Below are 22,638 nucleotides of genomic sequence, written 5' to 3' on the forward strand. Positions count from 1 at the left end.
AGTTCTGCCTGAAGAAGCGGTGGACATGGAAGTCAATGTCGAGCGGATCCGGCCGCGCCTGCGCGGTGACGTGTACGTCATGCGCGTGCCCGAGGGCGCCTACATCCGCAGCAACCTGGGCGGGTCGATGCTCAAGGGCGCGTCGACCTACGAGTGGATCCAGCGGATCGCACCGTTGCTCGACGGCACCAGGACCCTCGGCGAGCTGTGCGCGGCCGTACCGGAGCAGAGCCGCGCCGCGCTGGCCAAGCTGACACTGCTGCTGCTGGGCAAGGGCTACGTCAAGAACGTCCTGGACGACCGCCCGCACACCCTCACCGCCGACCTGGCCGGCACCTACGCCGCCAACATCGCCTTCATCGAGTACTTCGTGGACTCGCCGGAACTGCGCTTCGAGCGCTACCGCGACGCCGCCGTCGTGCTGGCCGGCGCGGGCCCGCTGCTGCAGGCACTGACCAACTCGCAGCTGCGCTCCGGTGTGCGCACCGCTTCGGTCGCACCGTTCGCCGAGTCCCCGTTCGACCGCGACCGCGTCGCCGAGCACCTGGCCGCGGCCCGGGCACTCGACCCGGACCAGCACGTGGCCTACCTCGACGCCGCCGCGGACGACCGGCTCGTGGCCGGCGCCGCCATGGTGCTGCACGTCGCCGACCGGCCCATGATCGAGCGCGCCCTGCGACTGCCGAGGGCCGCCCGCGCCGCGAACGCCGCGTTCGCGCAGGCGGTCGCGGTCGGTGACGAGGCGTGGATCGGCCCGGTCATCGGCAAGGACGGCGACGCCACGGCCTGGGAGTCGGCCTGGCGGCGGCTGCGCGCGCTCGCGCCGGACCTCGCGGGCGCGGATCTGCGCGACCACCCGGAGCTCGCGCCGAGCGAGTTCCTGCGCGGCCCGACCGTCGCCCTGGTCGCCAACCAGCTCTGCTTCGCGGCGTTCCGCCACCTGACCGGCATCGACCAGGGCCAGGCGCCCGACCGGCTGGTCCGGTTCGACCTGGAGACGCTGGAGACCGCGACCCACGCCTTCCTGCCGCACCCGCTGGCGCTCCCCGCCGTCCCCGACGACCCGGCCCGACTGGCCGTCCTGTCCGCCGCACCGCCCGTCGACGACGAGGAGCTGGGCCGGCGCGCGGTGGACTGCGTCGACGCCCGGACCGGCGTGTTCGCGGAGATCACCGAGCGCGACTACGAACAGCTGCCGCTGTTCGTCAGCGAAGTGGTGGTCTCCGACCCGGTCGGCCTGGCCGGCGGCCCGTTCCCGGTGCACGGCTGCGGCGAGAGCGTCGTCGAATCGCGCCAGCGGGCCGTGCGGCGCGCGTTCGAGCGCTATGCGGCCGTGATGCCCGACTCCCGCAAGGGCGAGCGCCTGCACGGCGTGGACGTGCTGACCGGTGAGCCGGTCGAGGTCGAGGCCGCGGCCGTCTTCCCGGCGCGGACCGCGGCGTCCGGGGGCGACTGGTCCGAGGCCGTGCGCGCCGCAGTGGTCGCGGCGGCCGGAGCGGGCGTCGGCGCGGCGCTCGCGACCGCGACCGCGCCGCTGCCCCGGCTCGACCTGGACGGCGCCGAGCTGACCGCCCGTGGCGCGCGCTACCGCAAGCTGCTGGCGATCGTCGACCAGCCGTTCGAGGTCTACGACCTGTCCGGACTGCTCGGCCTGCCCACCTTCGCGTTCACCACCCCGGAGGCCACCGTCGCCTTCGCCAGCGGGTTGGAGGCCGGCGCCGCGCTGGAGCAGGGGCTGGAGCTGACCCTGCTCGCCTACCAGTCCCGGGCCGCCAAGCAGCCCGGCTACGCGCCGGAGCCCGTGCCCGACCTGCCCGCGGAGCTGCGCGGGGAGCCGGACCACGGGCGGAGCGGGGCGTGGCCGGGACCGGTGACCCTGGACGACGTCGTGGCGCGGCTGACGCGCGAGGGCGGCCGCGTGGTGGCGGTGCCGCTGGACCACGATCCCGGCGTCGCCCGGCTGTGTCCGTTCGTGGCACAGGCCGTGGTCGTCCATGGCTGACCGGCCCCAGGTGCTGCTCGAACCCCATCAGGTGATCGTCGGACCGTGGCCGCCGGGCTGCCCGGAGTGCCTGCGCACCCGGCGCACCGCGGCGTCCGGCGACGACCGCACCGCCGAGCCCGCCACCGGGACACCGCGCCCGGAGCTTCCGACGTTCCTCGCGGACACCGTCGCCGAGCTGACCGGGGCCGGGCCGCAGGAACAGCGCTACTGGATCGTCGACGCGGCCACGCTCGCGCTGTCCCGGCACGCCTTCCTGGCCGACCCGCACTGCCCGACCTGCTCGACCGTCACCCCCGACACCGAGCAGGGCGCGCGGATCACCCGGCAGGCGCGGCCCAAGCTCTCCCCCGGGTCGAGCCGGGTCCGCCTGCTGGACCGGGCCGGGCTGGAGGCGGCCTACGTGGACGGGCAGAGCGGCCTGATCCCGTCCGTCACCTCCTACACGCAGCACGCGTTCCCCTTCACCGAAGCCGTGCTGGCCGTGCCCGGCGGCTCCACCGAGGCGTCCGGCTACGGCCGCACCCGCGACTTCGCGTCCGCGCGGGCCGTCGCGGTCGCCGAGTCGCTGGAACGGCTCGCGGCCTACGCGCCGGCCAAGCGCACCGGCGTCAGGGCCGGCTGGGCGGAGGTGGCCGCCGACGCGGTCGACCCTCGCGCACTCGGGCTGTATCCCGCCGACCGGTACCGCACGCCGGGCTTCCCCTACCGGGAGTTCACCGAGGACGCGGTGGCGAACTGGGTGTGGGGCTGGTCGTTCGGCCAGGCCCGTCCGGTACTGGTCCCGGAGAGCTTCGTCTACTACCGGCTGCCGAGGAACGGCGGCGAGGCCTCCTTCGCCTGCGAGATCTCCAGCGGCTGCGCGCTGGGGGGCTGCTACGAGGAGGCGGTGCTGCACGGAGTCCTCGAAGTCGCCGAGCGCGACGCGTTCCTGACGGCCTGGTACGGCTGCACCCCGCTGCCCGAGCTCGACCCGGCCGCCGTGCCCGACCGACGGATCCCGCTGGTGGCCGAGCGGATCGAGCGACAGGGCTACCGGGTGCGGGTCTTCGACAGCACTCGGGAGCACGGGATCCCCTCGTTCTGGACCCTCGCCGAGGACGTCACCGGCGACGGGCGGCCGAGAGCCGTCTCCACCGGCGGCAGCGGGCTGCAACCGGCCGAGGCGATCCTGGCCGCGCTGCACGAGCTCAGCCAGACCGTCGAGTACGTGACCCTGCTGGCGCTGGACCCCGGGTGGCGCGACCGCGCCCGGCACCTGGCCGGGCATCCGGACGAGGTCGTCTCGATGGCCGACCACCTGCTCTGCGCGGCCGATCCGGACAGCTTCGACCGGTACGCGTTCCTGCTGGACAACCCGCGGGCCTCGACCTGGCAGCAGGGACTCGAACGCTGGCGGTGGCCGCGCAACGCCGAGATCGGCGCGGACCTGGACGAGGCCGTGCGGCGCTTCGCGGCCGCCGGCATGGACGTCGTCGCCGTCGACACCACCTCAACGGAACAGGCATCGGGAGGCTTCACATGCGTCAAGGTGATAGCACCGGGCTCGGTGCCGATGACCTTCGGCCACACGGCCCGGCGGGTGACCGGACTGCCCCGGCTGGGGCGGGTGCGCAATCCGCATCCGCACCCGTTCCCGTGACGGGGCGCGCGGACGGCGTCGGCCGGGAGTTCTGGCGGATCAGCCTGGAGGACCTGGCCACGGCGATGGAGACCCGGCAGTCGGAGTACGGCAACCCGGACGAGCCGCTGAAGTTCAAGATCTACCGGGGCCTGCCGCGCCGCCCGCTGACCACCAGGCTGCCCGCCGAACTGGGCCCCGTGGACGCCTTCGACGAGCCGGCCCTGTCGACGCTGCTCCACTACGGCTACGGCATCTCCCGGCAGGAGTTCGACACCAACGGGACCTGGCCCTACCACCGGATGGTCGCCTCGGCGCGCTGCCTGTTCGGCGTCCAGCTGTACGTGTGCCTGCCCGACGGCGTCCACCACTACGACGCGCCGCACCACGCGCTGGTGCGGCTGCGCGAGGGAGACCACCGGGGGTTGCTCACCCGGGCGACGGGAACCGGCGGCCCGGTGCCGCAGGCCGTGTTCGTGCTCTCCGGACTGTTCTCCAAGATCGCCTACATCTACCGGGACTACGCCTACCGCCTGTGCACGCAGGAAGCCGGCATGGTCGCCGGGAACCTCGACCTGGTCGCCCGGGCCATGGGCCTGCGGGCACACGTGCACCACCAGTTCCTGGACGAGCCGGTCGACAAGCTGCTCGGGCTCGACGGCGACGAGGAACCGGCCCTGCTGGTGCTGCCGCTCCACCTCGCCGAGGCCGCCGCCGGCGCCGATTCGACGGGCCCGCCGGTCGCGGAGACGGCCGCGTCGCTGGCCGCGACCATCGAGGCGATCGAGCCGCCGGTGGTCCCGAGCGGCCTGCGCGTCCCCCAGGCCTGCCCCATGCTGACCAGGGTCAACCGGTCGTCCCTGTGCACCGACACCACGGGTTTCACGACGGCCGTACCGGTCGCGCCCGCCGTCTCCGACGCCGAGCCGCGGCCGTTGCCCACGACCGAGGTCCCCGAGCCGGGCCTGGCCGAGGTGCTGCGCGCGCGTGACTCGGGCCCGGGCATCTTCCGGCCGGTCGCCTCGCGCGTCGACGGAGTCGAGCTGTGGGCGCGACTGGCCAGGATCCGAGCCGGGATCGTCAGCGACGCCGTCCCTGCCGGAGCACCGGCCCCGCTGGAGATCTTCCTGACCGTCGGCGACCTCACCGGCATACCGGCCGGGGCCTACCGGCTCGACCCGGAGACCGGCGCGCTGCACCCGGTCGCCCGCGCGGAGACCCGCGGCGACGCCGCCGACGCCGGCCTGAACGCCGTCACCGCGATCGAGCGCGTCACCATCCCCGGACCGGTCTTCACGCACATGAACGCCGTCGTGCACCTGGTCGGGGACCGCGACTGGGCCTTCGACACCTTCGGCGACCGCGGCTACCGCGTGATGAACCAGGAGGCCGGGCTGCTCGCCCACCGCATCTGCGTGGCCGCGGCCGCGCAGGGCATGTCCGGCCGCATCGTCAACGCCTACCACGCCGAGGGGGTCCGCGCGGCCCTCGGCCTGACCGAGCAGCGCCACACCCCGGTCTTCCAGATCCTGCTGGCCAGGACGGGGCCGGGCGGACGCGTGATCGTGCCCGTCGAGCCCGAGGCGGTGGAGTGATGGAGAGCCTGCGAGAAGCCGCGCCGGGAGCGGCGCGGTACGCGCTCGGCCCGGCCGCCGTGGTCCGGCTCGCCGGAAGCCCGGTCGTCGCGCTGGAGGGCCTGCGCTGCGCGCGGAGCTGGGGCACCGCCCGGGAACTGGTGCGCCTGCGCGCCGAGATCTCCGAGGCGGCCGGTGAGCTGTCGGAGCTGCTGCACGCGGCGATCGGCGCCCTCGGCGACGGCGAGGCGAAGGCCAGGCTGGTCGCGGTGCGCCGGGCCGTCCACCGCAGCCGCCGCGTCGATCCCGCTCGACTGGCCGACGTGCCCGCCGACCTCACCGGCCCGTTACAGCAGTGGTCCGAGCTGCTCGCCGAACGTGACCGGCTGCAGGGGGAGTTGCCGCGGCAGCTGGAACAGGACTGGGCGGCGAGCTGCCAGGCGCTGCGCGACGCCGGCCGACTGCCGGCCTTCCAACTGGGGCTGGTGCACGCCAATCCGGACATGTTCCTGGCCCTGCACAAGTGGCTGGCCACCGGGCGCGCGCCGCAGCGCCAGAGCATGCTGCGGCTGGCCCAGTACCTGGCCCGCTCCGCCGCCAAGACCAGCCCCTACTCCACCTTCACCAGCAGCGGACTGGCCGCCTGGAGCCGGTCCGACGACATCGTCGAGCTGTCCGGGCGGCTGGCGGAGGGGCAGTTCGCCGCGCCGACCGGCACCGAGGTCAGCATCGGCTCGCTGCACCGGATCGCGCGCGCCGTCAGCGAACGCCCGGAGGTCGTCGGCGGCTGCCGGATCCGGATCAACCCGAGCGCCACGGTCGTCGACGACGCGCTGGTCTTCCTCGGCCGCCGCCCGGTCGAGCACGTGCACGGCCTGGCGCTCACGCCGACGCTGCGCCGGGTGCTCGACGTGACCACGCACGACACCACCCTGGACGACCTGCGCGGCGCGCTGCTGGCACAGGCGGCCGACGGCCACCAGGTCGACGTGTTCCTGCGCCGCCTGGTCACACTGGGCGTGCTGGAGCTGGTCCCGCCGCTCGCCGACCAGACGCCGGACCCGGTCGCCGAACTGCGCGCCTGGCTGCACCAGTTGCGCCAGCCCGGTCTGCGGAAGCTGGACTGGACCCTGCACGGCGTGCAGGAGGCGTTGTCGAACTACCCGACCATCGCCTCCGCCGGAGCCCGGGTCGACGTGCGCGACGCCGTGGTCCGCGGCCTGGACACGGCCCTGCGCGAGGCGGGCGACCACGCCCATCTGCACAACCCCAAGCTGGCCAAGGAGTTCGCCCGGTACAGCTTCTACGAGAACGCGGTCCACCCGGGCACCGCCGCCGTGCTGGACCCGGAGCGGTGGCAGCCCCTTCTGGACGACCTGGACGCCGTGCGCGCCCTGCTCGGCCTGATCGGGCCGGACCTGCCCACCAAGCTGACCCTGAGCCGGCTGTTCCAGGGCCGGTATCCGGCCGGGGCCGAGGTCCCGCTGCTGGTGTTCTACCGGGACGTGCTGGCCCAGCAGCAGACCGGCGCCCCCGCGGCCTCCGACCGGGCCGGCGCGGACCGGGACAGCACGGACGGGGACAACACGGACGAGGACAGCGCCGGGGACGCGCTGCGCGAGCTGCAGCGGCTGCGCGCCGCCGGCAAGCGGCTGCTGGGCGAGCGGGAGCCCGATCCGGACGGGGTCGTCCGCGTCGACCCGGAGGAGGTCCGCACACTGGCCAAGGAGTGGCCGAGCTGGGTGCGCACCCCCACCTCCGTGGCGGCCTACTGCCAGCTCGCCGACGCCACGCAGGGCCGGGAGCTGGTGGTCAACACCATCAGCTGCGGTTTCGGCCGCGGCCGGAACCGGGTGCGGCAGATCCTGGACGGGCTCGACCTGAGCGCCGGCGCACCGGCCGAACAGGGGCTGGCCGACGGCCACGGCGACGTGCTGTTCGCCGAGTTCGAGGCCGTGGCCAGGTCCGCGGTCAACGTCAGGAAGCCGGGGGTGCGGCTCGTCGTCGACTACCCTGGCGTGCGCAGCGTGCGCGACCCGGACGACCTGCTGCCCGTCAACGACCTGTCGGTGCGGCTCGGCGGCGACGGGCTGCTCCAGCTGATGTCGCGGCGGCTGGGCAGGCAGATCTGCCCCGTTCACCCCGGTCTCGGCGACCGGCTGCTGCCGCCCACCGCGCGGTTCATGGTCGAGGCCTTCGGCGAGTCCAACACCTGGTTCGGCGCGCACACCGAACTTCGGATGACCTCGGACCCGCGCGCCGACAGCGGGGTGCGCCACCTGCCGCGGCTGATGGTGGGCAAGGTGGTGCTGCGCCGCGCCATGTGGATGACCCGCGCGGACCGGCTGCCCCGGCGCGCCGAGGCCGCCACCGACGCGGCCTGGATGCTGCGGACGGCCGCGTGGCTGGCCGAACACGGCATCCCCGAGCGGTGCTTCGTGACCGTGCTCGACCCGGCCGTCCTGGCCCAGGGCGGCGGCCACGGCCCGAGCAACGACACCAAACCCAACTACGTGGACTTCGCGAGCATGCTGCTGCTGCTCGGGTTGGAACGCCGGCTCACCGAGCCGAACGCGATCGTGCAGATCAGCGAGATGCTGCCGGACCCCGGCCGGATCCGCGGCGAGCGCGTCGCCGAGTACATCGTGGAACTCAACGAGCCCGGAGTCACCTATGTCTGACACGTCTGCCACGCCTGCCACGTCCGCCATGGCCGACATGCCGCAGATGCCGGAGACGGCCGAACGCACCTGGGTCAGCGCCCACCTCTTCTACCACGGCGACCAGGACGCCGTGGTCGTCGGCGCCGTCCGGCCCGCCGTCGAACGGCTGCGCCTGGCCGGGCAGGCCGAGGGCTTCTTCTTCCTGCGCTACTGGGAGGGCGGCCCGCACGTGCGGCTGCGGGTGCTCACCGGCCCCGAGCACGTGGCGCAGGTCCGGTCCGTGATCGAGGAGACGGCCTCGGAGTTCTACCGGGCCTCGCCGTCGGAGTCCTCGATGACTCCCCGGGAGTACGCCGACTCCGCGCCGGGCCTGGCCGCGCTGGAGCGGATGGCCGACTACGACACGGTGCTCCACCCGGACAACTCGGTCGCGTTCGTCGACTACGTGCCGGAGACCGAGGTGTTCGGCACCGGCCGCTCGCTGGAGGCGGTCGAGCGGCAGCTGATGGCGGCCAGCGCGCTGGCGGTGGAGCTGATCGCCCGCGGCCGCAAGCCCGGGCAGCGTGCCATGGACGCCTTCGCCATGCTGGCCGCCAACCGCACCCTGTTCACCGGTATCCTGCCCGAACTCGCCTACCAGGCCCGGTTCATGGTCGAGAGCGGCGGTCAGGCGGCGCAGCTGATCGGCACGCCGGAGTTCGAACGGTACTTCGAGGCCAACAAGGCCCAGCTGCGCTCCACCCTGGAGGCGGTGTGGGCGGCCACACGGGGCGTGGCGCTGCCCGACGGGTCGGTGGCGAACGGCTGGCTGGCGAGCACCAGGGACCTGAACGACACCCTGGTCCAACTGGAGCTGCTGGGCCGGCTGGACGCCTATCCGAGCTTCGAGGCGCCCGCCGACGTGCTGGACCACATCAACCACCTGGTGCCGCAGCTGATCGTGGAGCGGTGCGCGCACCTGATGTGCAACCGGCTCGGCATCAGCCTGGCCCAGGAGTCCCACCTGCGGCTGCTGCTGACCCGGACCGCGTTCGACCTGTGTGCGGTGTGACCATGAGCGACCAGGTCACGCGCTACCAGGAGGACGTGCACACGCCGACCGAGGTGGCCGACCCGCAGGCGTTCCCGCCCCGGGTGGTCAAGAGCTACCCGGGCGCGCCGCGGCATCCGCTGCCCTGGCCGCCGGAGCGCGCCGGGCACCGGCTCGGCCGGTTGCTCGCCGACCTCGGCGGCATCACCCGCTCGCAGTGGCTGACGCCGCTGGACATGCTGCCCTTCACCGACAGCTTCGAGGCCATCCCCGACGACGACCCGCTGCAGTGGCTGGTGACCAGGCGTCCGACACCGTCGGGCGGCGCCCGCTACAGCGCCGAGTGGTACGTGATCGCCGGTCCCGACTCCGAGGTGCCGACCGGCGTCCACTACTACGACCCGGCCCGCCACGACCTGGTGCGGCTGCGCGCGGGCGACTACCGCGCCCAGGTCGCCTCCCGGCCGGCCGCGACGGTGCTCGTGCAGACCAACGTGTTCTGGCGGCTGGCCGCGAAGTACGGCGAGATGCACTACCGGCTCGCCTGTCTGGAGGCCGGCATCCAGGTGGCGCAGGCGCTGGCGGTCGCGGGCGAGCAGGAGGCCACGGCCCGGCTCTGCTTCCCCGACGCCGACCTCACTGACCTGCTGGGCCTCGACCCGCGTGAGGAGGGAGTCCACGCGCTCGTCGAGCTGCTCCCGCCGACGCCGCCCGCCGTGCGCGGCCCGTCGCTGGCCGCCTTCCCGCGCGCCCACGGCGCGCACGCGGCCGTGCTCGCACAGAGCCGTCCCGGCCCCGAGCCGCTGGCGACCTGCGCCGCGGGGGACGGCAAGCGGATCAGCCTGCCGCTGGCCGCACCCGACCTGCGGGCTGGCACCCTGACCCGGCACGCGGCCATACGCGGCTTCAACGGCGACCCGATGTCGCCCGGCGCGCTGGCCACCGTCCTCGCCGCCTACGGACAGCAGGCGCGCTGGGACCTGCCGGCCGATCTGGTCGAGTTCTACTGCGTCGTCGCCGACGTGACCGGCATCCCGTCCGGGGCCTATCGCTACCTGCCCGACGAGCACCAGCTGGAGCTGGTCGCCGAGGGCGACCCCCGGCAGCGGCTGCGCGAGGCCGCACTGGCCGCACTGACCCAACAGGGCGCACGGACCGCGAACCTGTGGCTGCTGCCGGTCGGCGACGCGGAGGCCGCCGAGGCGCGGTTCGGCGCCCGCTGGTACCGGGTGCAGCAGGCCGCCGCCGGCGCCGCACTGCACCGGGCCTGCCTGGCCGCCGCGTCGATCGACGTGGCGAGCCGGATCCAGAACGACGTGCTCACGCACCTGTTGGACCAGTGGTTCGGCCTGGAGGGGCGCAAGCGCAGCCTGCTGATGGCCCAGCTGGGCACCGAGCACCCTGCCGGGCTGCGCCCCGAGTTCCGGCTGACGTGGTGAGGGAGAGGCGTACGTGAGTGAGACGGTAATCGGCGACGGCCTGCTGGCCGACGCCGTCGCCAGGCGTCCGCCGTCGCTGCTGGTGGTGGCGCACGACGCGTGGGACACCGGGGACTGGGCCGCCGCCCACGACCGGGGCGAGCCCTGGCTGCCGGTGTGGACCGAGCTCGACCGGGTCGTGATCGGCCCGGTCGTCCGGCCCGGCGAGCCCGGTTGCGCGTGGTGCGTGCAGACCTGGCGGGCCGCCGCGCCCCGCCGCGACCAGTGGACCGCCGAACTGCGCAAGGACGAGCGGATCGCGCAGCGGCCCTCGCCCTGGCTGTCCTCCTTCGCCGCCGAGACGGTGCGCGAGCTGCTGCACACCGGCGCGGCCTCGGACTGCTGCTGGTACCTGGGCCTGCGGGACCTCTCCCTCGCCCGGCACCCGTTCCTGCCCGACCCGCTGTGCCGGGTCTGCGGGGCGCTGCCGGAGGACACCGCCGCCCTGGCCGCGATCACCCCGCGGTCGCGGCCCAAGCCGCGGCCGGGGGCCACCAGGGTCCGCGACCTGTCCGAGTCCGAGCTGACCGGCCTGTACGTGGACGCCGAAACCGGCGTGGTCGCCCCGCCGAACGGCATGCGGGACGCACGGTTCCCGCTGGCCGAGGCGGTCCTGGCCGAGTACGGCTACCGCGGCGAGGCGGGCTGGGGGCGCGGCCGCGACTACTCCTCCTGCCGGGTCACCGCGGTCGCCGAGGCTCTGGAACGCCTGGGCGGCCAGTGGCCCTGGGGCAAGCGGACCACCGTGCGCGGCAGCTACGCCGAGCTCGCGGACGACGCCCTCGACCCGCGCTCGCTCGGCCTGTTCCCGCCGGAGCGCCACCCGGACCCGGACGGCGTCTACCAGCCGTTCACCGAGGACGCGGTGGTGTCCTGGGTGTGGGGGTACTCGTTCGGCCGCGCCCGGCCGGTGCTCGTCCCGGAGAGCCACGCCTACTACCGGACGACCTGGCAGCCGGGAGCCGAGGCGGACAAGCCCTTCACCTTCGAGATCTCCAACGGCTGCGCGCTCGGCGGCTGCCTGGAGGAGGCGATCCTGCACGGCATCCTGGAGGTCGTCGAGCGCGACGCCTTCCTGATGACCTGGTACGCCAGGATGCCGGTGCCCGAGGTCGACCTGGCCCGCGCGCCCGACCCGCGCATCGGGCTGGTCGTCGAACGCCTGGAACGGACCGGCTACCGGGTGCGGGTCTTCGACACGACCCTGTCCGAGGCGATCCCCGCGTTCTGGGTGCTGGCGCAGGACACCGGCGGTGACGCCGCGCGGCCCCGGGTCGTCTGCACCAGCGGATCTGCCCTGGACCCGGCCGCCGCCGTGCTCAGCGCCCTCGGCGAGCTCGCGCCCATCGTCGAGCAGGAGCTGCGCCGCTACCCCGCCGAGGCCGAGCGGGCCCGGCGGATGGCGGCCGATCCCGAGCTGGTGCGCGTGATGACCGACCATGCGCTGTGCAGCGCGACCCCGGAGGCCTTCGACCGCTTCTCCTTCCTGCTCTCCGGCCCCGACCGCACCATCGGCTGGGACCGCCTGGGCCGCGGCCCCTGGCCGCACCACGCCGACCTGCGGGACGACCTCACCGAGGCCGTCGGCCGGATGCTGGCGGGCGGCATGGACGTGGTCGTCGTCGACCAGACCTCGCCGCTGCACCGGGCCGCCGGCCTGCACTGCGTGAAGGTCATCGCGCCCGGCGCGCTGCCGATGACCTTCGGTCACCGCAACCGGCGGATCACCGGCCTGCCCCGGCTGCGGGAGGTGCCGTACCGGCTCGGCCACGCGCCGCACCCGCTCACCGACGCCGACATCAACCCCCACCCCCACCCGTTCCCATGAGCAGCCGTCACCCCACCACCGTCGCCCCCACCTTCGGGGTCCGGGTCGCGGCCCTGCCGGCGGCCGTGACCGAGCGGCTGGTCGACAAGCGGCTGCGCGACGCGCTGCTGGCGACGGCGGGCACGGCCACCGAGCTGACGGCCCGCGCGGCCGCGCTGTCCGACCGCTGCCACGCGGTGATCGGGGCGCTCCCGGACCCGGCCGCCAAGCCGAAGCTGGTCGCGCTGCGGCGCCGCGTGCACCAGCTGCGGGACACGTCGAGACTGCTGGCCGATCCGCTGGTCGCCGCCGCCCTCGGCCACGAACTGGCCGCTGATGTCGCCGAGTTCGGGCACAGCGTGGACCGGTACCGGGCCGAGCGTGCGGAGCTGCCGGCGCTGCTGGCCGAGGCGGAGCGGGCCGTGACCGCCGCCCTGCGGGAGATCGGCGCCCACCCCCGCTTCGACCAGGGCCTCGCCCATGCCAGCCCCACCCTGCGCGAGGTGCTGCGGCGCAGGCCGGGCCGACAGGAGCTGATCCGGCTGGCCGTCTACGTCGCCCGGGCCGCCGTCAAGACCAGCCCGTTCAGCACCTTCACCGCGAGCGGCCTGGGCCGCTTCGTCCCGGACGGTCCGGCGCTGCGCTGGACCGCGACCGCACCGGCTCGGTCGGTCGTCGAGCTCGATCTCGCGGCGCTGGTCCCGCTGGCCGCAGAACGGACCGGGGCGACCAGTACTCGGGTCGGCGTCAACCCGAGCGCGCGGGTGGTCTCGGGCGCCGTCCAGTTCCTCGGCCCGGCGCCGAGGGAGGAACTGCTCAGCCTGCCGCTGACCGCGTCGCTGCGGCACTGCCTGCGGACCGCCGCCGCCCGGCCGACCCTCGCCGAGCTGACCGCCGGACTTCCCGCGCCGCCGGACCAGGCCGCCGGGTATCTGCGCTCGCTGCTGGCAGCCGGACTGCTGCTGGCCGAGCCCGATCTCGACGAGCACGGCCCCGACCCGCTCGGCCAGTTGGTGCGGCGCGCACCCGAGCTGGCTCCGGTCCGGGAGGCGCTGCGCGCCTACGCGCACGCCGACGGATCCGAGCGGGCCGTGCTCGGGGCGACGCTGTCCGAACGCCTCGCGCCGCTCGGCGTCACCGGCCGGCTGCGGGACGTGGTGACCGAGCAGTCGGTCATCCCCGGCGTGGTGATCGAGGCGGGTCTGCCGTCGTGGCAGGCGGCCCTCGACGATCTGGCCCTCACCTGCCGGCTGTTGGCCGTCTTCGACCACACGCTGCCGTTCAAGCTGGCGATCGCCTCGTTCGTCAGGGAGCGGTTCGGAGTGGGGACGCCGGTGCCGTTCGACCGGTTCTACGCCGAGCTGGTGCGGGGCGGCCGTGAGGCGATGCGCCTGCATCCGGCCGCCGTCGCCTTCGCCGCGACCGGGTTGACCGGGACCCTGGCCGCCAGCCCGATCGCGGAGGTGCGCCGACTGGCCGGCCTGATCGGCGAGGTGCGGCGTTCGCTGCCGGACCGGCGGCGGATCGCGCAGGTGCTGGATGCGCTCCCGGCCTGGGTGCGCCCGGTGGGATCGGTCGCGGTCTACGCCCAGTACGACGGCGGGCAGTTGGTCGTCAACGCGGTCAACTCCGGCTTCGGCCGCGGCCGCTCCCAGCTGCGCCGGTTGCTGAGCGCCGTCGGCGGGGATCCGCTCCCGGTCGCGGCGGTGCACCCGGGCGGGGCGAGGTACGCCGAGTTCGCGCAGACCCTGGCCACCTCGCTCAACCAGCGCGAGTTCGCCCTGCCGGAGCGCCTCGACTACCCGCCGCCCGCCCGGCTGACCGTCGGCGTGGGAGCGGACGGTCTGCCGGTCCTGCTCGACGGCGGAACGGCCGTCCGCCCCGTCCACGGCGGGCTCTCCTACGAGCGACAGCTCCCCCCCGTGATGGCCCTGCTGGTGGAGGCGTTCGGCGAGAACCCGATCCTGCTCCGGCCCGACCAGCCGCTGCAGCACGACGCCGCCGCGGGGACCGGGACGGGCCGGGTCCTGCACGCGCCGCGGCTGGACGTCGGGCGCGTGGTGCTCAGGCGGGCCACCTGGGTGGCCCAGCCGGGGACCCTGCCGCGCCGCGCGGCCGGCCAGTCCGACGCGGACTTCCTGCTCCTGCTGGCGGCCTGGCTGACCGAACACGGCATCCCGCCCCGGTTCTTCGCCTCCGTGCTGCGCCTGGGCGACGGCTCGGCCGGCTCACTCGCCCGCGACCGGGCCCGAAAACCGCTGCTGGTCGACATCGGCTCGCCGCCGCTGGTGATGGCCTTCGAGAAACTGGCTGCCGATCCGGCCGCCGCGGCGGTCTTCTCCGAGGTCGCGCCGGAGCCGGAGACGGCACTCACCGACCACGAGGGCCTGCCGCGGGTGACCGAATTCCTGATCGAGCTGAACTGTCAAGGAGATGGACGATGACGGAGTCCACCTGGCGCAGCGTGAACGTCTACCATCACGACGGCGACCGGACCGATCTGCTGCTCGACGCGGTGCGCCCGTTCCTGCGCGCCGTGGCCCCCGCGACCTCCCGGGTCTGGTTCCAGCCGCACTGGCGGCGCGGGCCGCACGTCCGCATCCCGATCCAGGCGAGCGCCGAGACCTTCGACACCGTGGTCGCTCCGGCCGCGGCGGACATCCTCGGCGCGTACCTGCGGGCGCACCCGTCCACGGCGGTGCTCGACGAGCAGGCCGCGCTGGAGCAGCACCGGCTGCTCGCCCGGTACGAGCGCGAGCAGGGGCCGTTGACCCCGTGGGCGGCCAACAACTCCGTCGAGGTCGAGCCCTTCGACCGGCGCCTGTCCGTCCTCGGCGGGCAGGCCGCGGCCGACCTGCTCGCCGACTACTACGTGGACACCAACGACACCGTCTTCGCCGTCCTGGACCGGGTCCGCGGCGGCGGTTCGAGGATGGCGCTCGCGGTCGACCTGTTCATCGCGGCGGCGCACCGGTTCCTGCCGCCGGTGACCTACGGCTACCTCTCCTACCGCGGGCACGCCGACGCCTTCCTCGCCAAGCACCCCGACGGTCTGCGCGAGCGGTTCGACCGGGTCTACGAGAGCAACGCGGAGCGCTTCAGGCAACGGGTCGTCACCATCACGGCGGCGGCCGACTACCACGAGGTGCTGCCGTTCGGCAGCCTGCTCGACACCCTGCTGCGCTACCGCAACCGGGCCGACGAGCTGATCCGGGCCGGGGAGCTGGCGCTCGACACCGACGCGAACGGCCAACCGGAGGAGTGGGGTTCGAGCTGGAGCGCCTGGTCCGACCGCAGCCCGTTCCACCGGACGCTCGGCGGCCACCGGGGGGCGGCGGACCAACTCGGCGGCTGGAACACCTTCCAGCAGTACCGGGTCGTCCTCAACTGGCTGTATCTGAACATGTACCGGATCGGCATCGGCGAGCTGGAACGCAACCTGGTCTGCCACGTGGTCTCCCGGGCCGTGGAGGACGTGAACGGGGTGACCGCGATGGACAGGATCCAGGACCTGATCGGCTTCGTCGACAGCGGCGGTCGTCTGTAGCCGGACCACAGGAGAGGGGAGCACGAGATGAACCACGCCGTCACCGTCACCGACCTGGTCAAGCGCTACCACCCGCAGGCGCCGCCCGCCGTCGACGGTCTGAGCTTCACCGTCGCGAAGGGCGAGGTCTTCGGCCTGCTCGGCCCAAACGGGGCGGGAAAGTCCACCACCGTCGGCGTGCTGACCACGCGGATCCTGCCGACCTCGGGCCGCTGCCTGGTCCTCGGCACGGACGTGGTGGCCCACCCCGCCGCGGCGAAACGCCTGCTGGCGGTGGTGCCGCAGCGTCAGAACCTGGACCGCTCACTGGACGTGCGACAGAACCTGCTCTTCCACGCGCGCTACCACGGCGTCCGTCGCGAGCAACGGCTGCGCCGCGCGGCGGAGCTGCTCGAACTGATGGGGCTCACCGACCAGGCCGGCCAGCGGGTCGAGCGGCTCTCCGGCGGCCAGGCCCAGCGGGTCGTGATCGCGCGGGCGCTGATGCACGCCCCCGAGGTGCTGTTCCTGGACGAGCCCTCGACCGGGCTGGACCCGCAGTCGCGGCTCTTCCTGCACGAGCGCATCCGCGAACTGCGCGACCGCGGCGTCACCGTGGTGCTCACGACGCACGACATGGACGAGGCCGAGAGCCTGTCCGACCGCGTCGGCATCGTCGACCACGGCCGGCTGCTGGCGTTGGACACGCCGCGTGCGCTCACCGCGGCACTCCCCGGCGGCGCCACGATCACCGCGCGGGCCCGCGTCACGCTGGGGTCTGCCGACACGATCGCCGCCGCGCTGGCGGAGCTGCCCGGCGCCGGCGCCGTCGACCACGACGCGTCTTCCGGCTGCTTCCGGGTACGCACGGAGAAGGACCCGGCCGCGCTGCTGCCGGATGTGCTGCGCACCGTCGTGGAGCGAGGGGAGGGGGCCGATCTGGTCGACCTGTCGGTCGAGCGGCCGAGCCTGCGGGACGTCTTCATCAGCCTGACCGGAAGGGAACTGCGGTGACCACGTTGGCGGAGACCGCCGAACCGGACACGAGCCCCGACGCCGGGAGGCGACCGCGGTACGACCTCGGGTCGGTGCTGCGGACCTTCCTCGCGGTCCTGTGGCGCGACGTGTTCACCACGACCCGCCGGCCGACCGCCTTCCTCGTGCAGGTGATCGTCCAACCGCTGCTGCTGTTCTTCGTCTTCGGCAAGGTGCTGGACGAAGCCGGCTACACCAGGGGCGACTTCGGCGCGACGCTGCTTCCCGGTGTGATGGCGCTCAACGCGGTGTTGGTGTCCCTGCAGAACACCGCGATGCCGCTGATCATGGACTTCTCCTGGTCCGGCGAGATCGAGGACCGGCTGCTCGCGCCGTTGCCGGGACCTCTGGTGGCCGCGGCCAAGCTGGTCTTCGGGACGCTCTGCGGCCTGTTCGCCGGGTTGGTCATGGCCCCGATCGGCTTTCTCGTACTCGGCACCTCCGGCTGGGCGCCGACGGTCTGGCCAAGTGTGCTGCTCATCCTCGCACTTGGCTCGGCGACCGGAGCCGCCATCGGGCTGGTGCTGGGCACGGTGATCGCCCCGGACCGCATCAGTGTCACCTTCGCGCTGGTTCTGGCCCCGGTGACGTTCACCGGATCCGTCCAGTACCCGTGGTCGTCCCTCGGCCACGTCGGATGGTTCCAGGTGATCTCCGCGCTCAACCCGCTGACCTACGTCAGCGAGGGGCTGCGGGCCGCGACGCTGCCCGGCCACGGGTCCATCGCCCTGTGGACCGATGTCCTGGTGCTGCTCCTCGCGCTGCTGGTCGCCGCGGCGGTCGGCATCAGGGGGTTCATGTCCCGCGCGATCGGCTGATGGTCTTTCGGAACGCAGCAATGTTGTTCAATATGACCATATATAACTGAATGCCAGCTTGCTGTGGCATGCTCATGCTTCCGGCGCACTTCCTGCCCAGTGTGCCGCGAACGTGAGGGGGAGCATCATGGCTACTTCCGAGTCCGGTGCCGCCGTGAACGGCGCCCGTCGACCCAATGACGACCCGAGCCGCCCGATCCTCGAGCAGATCGCCGACAAGTGGTCGATGACCGTCCTGGCGGTCCTCAGCGAGCCCAAGCGGTTCAACGAGATCAAGCGTCAGTTGGAGGGGGTGACCCAGCGGGTGCTGACCCAGACCCTGCGCCGGTTGGAGCGCAACGGGATGATCAGACGTCGGGTGCTGCCGACCTCGCCGGTCGGGGTCGAGTACTCGCTGACCCGGCTCGGCGAATCCCTGCGAGAGCCGTTCAGCCGGCTGCACACCTGGGCCGTCGACAACACGGACGAGATCCGGGCGCACCAGAAGGAATACGACCGGCGGATGCTCGATTACGGAACCCCCCTGCCCCCGGGGCCCGCCTCGGCTCCCCCGGGCGGATCCCCCGAAGGGCGTCCCTCGATGCTGTGACCGCCGCGTGGCGCAGGGGGCGTCGATGCCATCGCGCCCGCGCGAGGCCGGTGGGACCAACCGTCCTTGGTCGGCATCGCGCGTAGACCATGCGCGTAGAGTGTGCTTGACCTGTGGTGTTGATCGCCCCTACGGTTCGGGCATCACGCAGCCGCCACATCGGTTCGACGGGCGAGTCACGCCCTCCCGGCCTGCGGCAGAAGGAGCAAAACCCTCATGCTCGACAGCACCCTGACGTCCCGTACGCGGAAGCTGACCACCCTTGCCGTCGGCGTTGTCGCCGGCGCGGTGGTGGTCGGCGGGGGGATAGCGGCGGCCGACGCCGCCGCCCCCAAGACTGACCGTCAGATCACGAACATGACTGACGAGGTGGCCAAGATCAAGGCGTACTACGGTGACACCGTCGACGCCAAGGGCGAGCACTGGGCCTCCCCGGACAGCAACTACGCCAACCAGGTCCGGGGCATCGAGTCCCAGGCGAAGAAGTACCTGGCGCAGCGCGTCAAGCACGACCACTCCGGCAAGAAGGCCATCGTCCTCGACGTCGACGACACCTCGCTGTCCACGTACAACTACGAGCTGGAGACCACCTTCGTCTACAGCCCGGCGGGCAACGCCCAGTACATCGCCACGAAGACCATGCCGGCCGTCTTCGGCATGAACGACCTGGCGACCTGGGCAGAGCAGCAGGGCTACACGGTCTTCTACATCACCGGCCGCCCCGAGGAGCAGCGCACCCCCACGGCGGCCAACCTCGCCGCCGTCGGATTCCCCGCCGCGGACTCTTCGCACCTGTTCATGAAGAACAAGACCTCGCCCGCGCCGTACCTGCCGTGCGGGGCGAACTGCACCGTCACCGAGTACAAGTCCGGTACCCGGGCCCACATCGAGAGCCTCGGTTACGACATCGTGGGCAACTTCGGCGACCAGAACAGCGACCTGGCCGGCGGCCACGCGGACAAGGGCTTCAAGCTGCCCAACCCGATGTACTACCTGCCGTAGGCCGTTGGCCGCCGGGCCTGCCGCGCGTCGTTCCGGGGGCGGAGACGGCACGGGCGGCAGGCTCCGGCGGTCGGCACGCCGAAAGCCGGGGCGGCGGTGACGGCTGGTCGACGTCGGCGGTGATCTCCGCGGCGCGACGCCCGTGCACCGGTGGCCGCTCTGGCATGATGAGGTTTCTGTACGACCGCTTCCGCACCCGTTCGTCGTCCGCTCACGTCCGAGTCGCGGGACACGGTCTTCGGCGCGAACTCAGGGGTGGATCAGGGATGTTCAAGGGCCAGACGCTCGTCTTCGATGCCGACGACACGCTGTGGGAGAACAACGTGCTCTTCGAGCGCGTCATCGACGGCTTTCTGAACTGGGTCTCCGCTCCGGAGGAGCGCGGCCGCACCAGGACGCTTCTCGACGAGATCGAGGCGAAGAACGCGGTGTCGCTCGGGTACGGCGCGGAGATGTTCCGGCAGAGCCTGCGGGACTGCCTGGAGGTCGTCAACGGCCGAATCCCGACGGCCGAGGAGAACGCCCGCATCGAAGAACTCCTCACCCCCCTGACGGACCGTGGGGTCGAGCTCATCGAGGGCGTCGCCGAGACCCTGGTCGCACTCGCCGAGAACCACGAACTGCTGCTGCTCACCAAGGGAAACCTGGAGGAGCAGCAGCGGAAGGTGGACGCCTCCCGCATCGCCCACCACTTCCGCAGCATCCACATCGTCCCCGAGAAGAACGTGGACACCTACCGGCAGCTCACCGCCGACCTCGGCCTGGACGCCGGCCGGACCTGGATGATCGGCAACTCGCCCAAGTCCGACATCCTGCCCGCGCTCCGGGCCGGCCTGAAGGCCGTCTACATCCCGCACGAGCACACCTGGGTGCTGGAGCACGAGGAGTTCCGGCCCGAGGACGCGACGCTCGCGCTGCGCGGCTTCGCCGAGTTGCTGGAGCACTTCTGATCCACCCGCTCCGCTAGAAGCCGCAGCCGTACGGGCAGCCCCTCCTACACCTGGAGGTGCTGCCCGTCGTGCGTTTCAGAGGCCGACTCCCCGCCCGCGCGGCGGCCGGACGGCCTCTTCTCCGTCGTCGCTCGATCTCCCACCCGTACCTTCCGTAGGGCGAAGGGTGCTTCCACCCCGCGTCGGTCTCCGTCGCGGCCGGTAGGGGTGCGGTGCGGTCGGGATAGGGGTGGATCGCTGTGTCGGGGTGAGTGGGACTCCGGATTCAATGCTCCGCGGGACGGGATGGGGCGGAAAGGGCGGGCGTGGACGGGCTTCGGGTCGAGCGGGGCTCGGTGGCGGACGACGAACTCGCCGCCGTTACCGTGGTGTTGATCGCTGCGCTGCGCCGGCGCCGCCCCGCTGCGGCCGGCTGGCCGGCAGCCGGGCGGGCACGGTGGCGAGCGGTGGGCTACCGGGCCCCGGGGGCGTGGGACGAATGACGAACGGAAGCGAGGACGGGCAGTGACGACAGCGACGGAGGAATGGGTGCGCCGGTTCCACCCCGCCGACCAGGCTCCGGCCAGGTTGGTGTGTTTCCCGCACGCGGGCGGTTCGGCGCCGTACTTCTACCACGTGGGGCGGATGCTGGCCCCCGGGCTGGACGTTCTGGCGGTGCAGTACCCGGGCCGGCAGGAGCGCCGCCACGAGCCGGTGATCGACTCGGTGCCGGAGCTGGCCGACCGGGTGGTGGAGCAGTTGCGGCCGTGGCTGGACCGGCCGTTCGCGCTGTTCGGGCACAGCCTGGGCGCCGTCCTGGCCTACGAGGTGGCGCGCCGGCTGGAGGCGGAGGGCCGGCGGCCGCTCGGTCTGCTGGCTTCCGGGCACCGGGCGCCGCACGTGGAGCGGCACAACACCGCGCACCTGCTGGACGACGACGGGCTGATCGCCGAGCTGCGCCGGCTGAGCGGCACCGACGACGCCCTGCTGGCCGACGACGAGCTGCTGCGGCTGGTGCTGCCGTGCGTGCGCGGCGACTACAAGGCGGCGGAGACGTACACCTATCGCCCCGGGCCGCCGCTGGCCTGCCCGATCGTGGGCCTCACCGGCGACGCGGACCCGCTGGTGTCGGTCGCCGAGGCGCGCGGCTGGGTGGACCACACGACCGGCGGCTTCGAGCTGGACGTCCACCCGGGCGGCCACTTCTACCTGAACGATCACGTGCCGGCCCTGGTGGAGCGGATCCGCGGGTTCGTTGCACGAGAGCTCGCGAACGTCAACTCATAGACCACACGGGGGAGTTCCCATGTACCGCACCATGTTCAAGTCCAAGATCCACCGGGCCACGGTGACCCAGGCCGACCTGCACTACGTCGGATCCGTCACCATCGACGCCGACCTGCTCGACGCCGCCGACCTGCTGCCCGGCGAGAAGGTCGACATCGTCGACATCGACAACGGCAACCGGCTCTCCACCTACGTCATCGAGGGCCCGCGCGGCACCGGCGTCATCGGCATCAACGGCGCCGCCGCCCGCCTCATCAGCCCCGGAGACCTCGTCATCATCATCGCCTACGCGACCGTGACCAACGCCGAGGCCCCCGCCCTGGAGCCGCGCGTGGTCTTCGTCGACGAGACCAACCGGATCGTCCACCAGGGCAGCGACCCGGCCGACGTGCCCGCGGGCAGCGGCCTCTTCCGCGGCGACCTGGTCGCGGCCGGGTGAGCCCGGTGGTCCTGCCCGTCGCGGCCGGCCGGGGGCGGGCGCTGACCGCGCACTGGGGCCCCTGGCTGCGCCGCTACCACGGGCCGCCGGCGCGACCGGCCGCCACGCTGGTCTGCTTCCCGCACGCGGGCGGGGCGGCGAGCTTCTTCCACCGCTACTCCGAGGCCCTGTCCGCCCGGTACGACGTCCTGGCGGTGCAGTACCCGGGGCGCCAGGACCGGTACGCGGAGCGGCGGTTGGAGACCGTCGCCGAACTGGCCGACGGGATCGCCGGCGCGATCGCGGAGACGGTGACGGGCAACCGCCCGCTGGCGTTCTTCGGACACAGCATGGGCGCCGTCCTCGCCTTCGAGACCGCCCTGCGGCTGGAGGCGCACCGGGCCGGCCCGGCGCCGAGCCTGCTGTTCGTCTCCGCCCGGCGCGCACCGGGGCTGCGCCGGGAGGACGGCTTCCACCGGCTCGGCGACCAGGAGCTGCTGCGCGAGCTCAGGAAGCTGGGCGGCACGGACGCGCGGCTGCTGGACGACCCCGAGCTGTTCGCGATGGTGGCGCCGACCATCCGCGCCGACTTCGCCGCGGTGGAGAACTACCGCGCGGAGGACGACAGCCGGGTGCGCTGCCGCGTCGTCGCGATGCTCGGCGACCAGGACCCGCGGGTCGACCTCGAACAGGCCGCGGCCTGGCGGGACCACACGATCGGCTCCTTCGACCTCCGGGTCTTCCCGGGCGGCCACTTCTACCTGGCCGAACACGAGCGGGAGGTCCTGGCGACCGTCACCGCGCAGCTGGACCGGGCCGACGAATCGGCCTGAGTTATCGACTCACCTCTTGGAGAACC

At 73.2% G+C, this 22,638-nt stretch carries 18 protein-coding genes; all 18 read left to right on the forward strand.

The window, feature by feature from the left end; genetic code table 11:
- The first annotated feature begins 25 nt into the window (after positions 1-25).
- The 18 genes from F7Q99_RS22130 to F7Q99_RS22215 all read left to right on the forward strand — a co-directional run bounded on the left by F7Q99_RS22130 (position 26) and on the right by F7Q99_RS22215 (position 22,612).
- Positions 26-2,002 carry a hypothetical protein gene (locus F7Q99_RS22130; protein WP_153464079.1) on the forward strand — a complete coding sequence of 659 codons (1,977 nt, stop codon included), beginning with the start codon at positions 26-28 and terminating at the stop codon, positions 2,000-2,002.
- Positions 1,995-3,644, forward strand: a complete 1,650-nt coding sequence (locus F7Q99_RS22135; RefSeq protein WP_153464083.1) for a TOMM precursor leader peptide-binding protein — start codon at positions 1,995-1,997, stop codon at positions 3,642-3,644. Before F7Q99_RS22130 ends, F7Q99_RS22135 begins: the two co-directional genes overlap by 8 nt.
- A complete protein-coding gene (locus F7Q99_RS22140) occupies positions 3,641-5,218 on the forward strand; it encodes a SagB family peptide dehydrogenase (RefSeq protein WP_195911146.1) in 1,578 nt (525 codons plus the stop codon). Before F7Q99_RS22135 ends, F7Q99_RS22140 begins: the two co-directional genes overlap by 4 nt.
- Positions 5,218-7,878 (forward strand): lantibiotic dehydratase, encoded by a 2,661-nt coding sequence (locus F7Q99_RS22145; RefSeq protein ID WP_153464088.1) that lies wholly within the window; start codon positions 5,218-5,220, stop codon positions 7,876-7,878. Before F7Q99_RS22140 ends, F7Q99_RS22145 begins: the two co-directional genes overlap by 1 nt.
- Positions 7,871-8,911, forward strand: coding sequence for a lantibiotic dehydratase C-terminal domain-containing protein (locus F7Q99_RS22150; RefSeq protein WP_153464091.1), 1,041 nt, complete (start codon positions 7,871-7,873; stop codon positions 8,909-8,911). The genes F7Q99_RS22145 and F7Q99_RS22150 overlap by 8 nt, the downstream gene beginning before the upstream one ends.
- 2 nt (positions 8,912-8,913) lie before the next feature.
- A complete protein-coding gene (locus tag F7Q99_RS22155) occupies positions 8,914-10,329 on the forward strand; it encodes a nitroreductase family protein (RefSeq protein ID WP_153464094.1) in 1,416 nt (471 codons plus the stop codon).
- Positions 10,330-10,342: 13 nt separating this feature from the next.
- Positions 10,343-12,196, forward strand: a complete 1,854-nt coding sequence (locus F7Q99_RS22160; RefSeq protein ID WP_153464097.1) for a TOMM precursor leader peptide-binding protein — start codon at positions 10,343-10,345, stop codon at positions 12,194-12,196.
- Positions 12,193-14,619: a lantibiotic dehydratase gene (locus tag F7Q99_RS22165; protein ID WP_153464100.1), complete on the forward strand. Its 2,427-nt coding sequence runs from the start codon at positions 12,193-12,195 to the stop codon at positions 14,617-14,619. Before F7Q99_RS22160 ends, F7Q99_RS22165 begins: the two co-directional genes overlap by 4 nt.
- On the forward strand, positions 14,616-15,722 hold the full coding sequence (locus tag F7Q99_RS22170; RefSeq protein ID WP_153464103.1) for a thiopeptide maturation pyridine synthase: 1,107 nt from the start codon (positions 14,616-14,618) through the stop codon (positions 15,720-15,722). Before F7Q99_RS22165 ends, F7Q99_RS22170 begins: the two co-directional genes overlap by 4 nt.
- Before the next feature lie 27 nt (positions 15,723-15,749).
- Positions 15,750-16,715, forward strand: coding sequence for an ABC transporter ATP-binding protein (locus F7Q99_RS22175; protein WP_153464106.1), 966 nt, complete (start codon positions 15,750-15,752; stop codon positions 16,713-16,715).
- Entirely contained in the window at positions 16,712-17,554 is an 843-nt protein-coding gene (locus F7Q99_RS22180; protein ID WP_326846974.1) for an ABC transporter permease, read from the forward strand. The genes F7Q99_RS22175 and F7Q99_RS22180 overlap by 4 nt, the downstream gene beginning before the upstream one ends.
- A 127-nt stretch (positions 17,555-17,681) precedes the next feature.
- Positions 17,682-18,143, forward strand: coding sequence for a winged helix-turn-helix transcriptional regulator (locus F7Q99_RS22185; protein WP_153464108.1), 462 nt, complete (start codon positions 17,682-17,684; stop codon positions 18,141-18,143).
- 216 nt (positions 18,144-18,359) lie between these two features.
- The gene (locus F7Q99_RS22190) at positions 18,360-19,145 is read left to right on the forward strand and encodes an HAD family acid phosphatase (protein WP_153464111.1); all 786 of its coding nucleotides are present in this window, start codon (positions 18,360-18,362) and stop codon (positions 19,143-19,145) included.
- Positions 19,146-19,411: 266 nt separating this feature from the next.
- Positions 19,412-20,095 (forward strand): HAD family hydrolase, encoded by a 684-nt coding sequence (locus F7Q99_RS22195; protein ID WP_153464114.1) that lies wholly within the window; start codon positions 19,412-19,414, stop codon positions 20,093-20,095.
- 305 nt (positions 20,096-20,400) lie between these two features.
- Complete coding sequence (locus F7Q99_RS41325; RefSeq protein WP_326846975.1) at positions 20,401-20,577, forward strand: acyl-CoA carboxylase epsilon subunit; 177 nt, start codon at positions 20,401-20,403, stop codon at positions 20,575-20,577.
- Positions 20,578-20,599: 22 nt separating this feature from the next.
- A complete protein-coding gene (locus F7Q99_RS22205) occupies positions 20,600-21,361 on the forward strand; it encodes a thioesterase II family protein (RefSeq protein ID WP_326846976.1) in 762 nt (253 codons plus the stop codon).
- 19 nt (positions 21,362-21,380) lie between these two features.
- Complete coding sequence (gene panD / locus F7Q99_RS22210) at positions 21,381-21,800, forward strand: aspartate 1-decarboxylase (protein WP_153464120.1); 420 nt, start codon at positions 21,381-21,383, stop codon at positions 21,798-21,800.
- The gene (locus F7Q99_RS22215) at positions 21,797-22,612 is read left to right on the forward strand and encodes a thioesterase II family protein (RefSeq protein WP_326846977.1); all 816 of its coding nucleotides are present in this window, start codon (positions 21,797-21,799) and stop codon (positions 22,610-22,612) included. Before panD ends, F7Q99_RS22215 begins: the two co-directional genes overlap by 4 nt.
- Positions 22,613-22,638 lie beyond the last annotated feature (26 nt).

The organism is Streptomyces kaniharaensis, assembly GCF_009569385.1.
GTDB classification, from domain to species: Bacteria; Actinomycetota; Actinomycetes; order Streptomycetales; family Streptomycetaceae; genus Kitasatospora; species Kitasatospora kaniharaensis.

Excerpts from the sequence above, each read along its gene's own strand:
- F7Q99_RS22165 (WP_153464100.1), top strand. The coding sequence starts at position 12,193 with ATGAGCAGCCGTCACCCCACCACCGTCGCCCCCACCTTCGGGGTCCGG.
- F7Q99_RS22195 (WP_153464114.1), top strand. The coding sequence starts at position 19,412 with ATGTTCAAGGGCCAGACGCTCGTCTTCGATGCCGACGACACGCTGTGG.
- F7Q99_RS22130 (WP_153464079.1), top strand. The coding sequence starts at position 26 with ATGGAAGTCAATGTCGAGCGGATCCGGCCGCGCCTGCGCGGTGACGTG.
- F7Q99_RS22155 (WP_153464094.1), top strand. The coding sequence starts at position 8,914 with ATGAGCGACCAGGTCACGCGCTACCAGGAGGACGTGCACACGCCGACC.
- F7Q99_RS22175 (WP_153464106.1), top strand. The coding sequence starts at position 15,750 with ATGAACCACGCCGTCACCGTCACCGACCTGGTCAAGCGCTACCACCCG.
- F7Q99_RS22170 (WP_153464103.1), top strand. The coding sequence starts at position 14,616 with ATGACGGAGTCCACCTGGCGCAGCGTGAACGTCTACCATCACGACGGC.
- F7Q99_RS22135 (WP_153464083.1), top strand. The coding sequence starts at position 1,995 with ATGGCTGACCGGCCCCAGGTGCTGCTCGAACCCCATCAGGTGATCGTC.
- F7Q99_RS22145 (WP_153464088.1), top strand. The coding sequence starts at position 5,218 with ATGGAGAGCCTGCGAGAAGCCGCGCCGGGAGCGGCGCGGTACGCGCTC.
- panD (WP_153464120.1), top strand. The coding sequence starts at position 21,381 with ATGTACCGCACCATGTTCAAGTCCAAGATCCACCGGGCCACGGTGACC.
- F7Q99_RS22150 (WP_153464091.1), top strand. The coding sequence starts at position 7,871 with ATGTCTGACACGTCTGCCACGCCTGCCACGTCCGCCATGGCCGACATG.
- F7Q99_RS22185 (WP_153464108.1), top strand. The coding sequence starts at position 17,682 with ATGGCTACTTCCGAGTCCGGTGCCGCCGTGAACGGCGCCCGTCGACCC.
- F7Q99_RS22190 (WP_153464111.1), top strand. The coding sequence starts at position 18,360 with ATGCTCGACAGCACCCTGACGTCCCGTACGCGGAAGCTGACCACCCTT.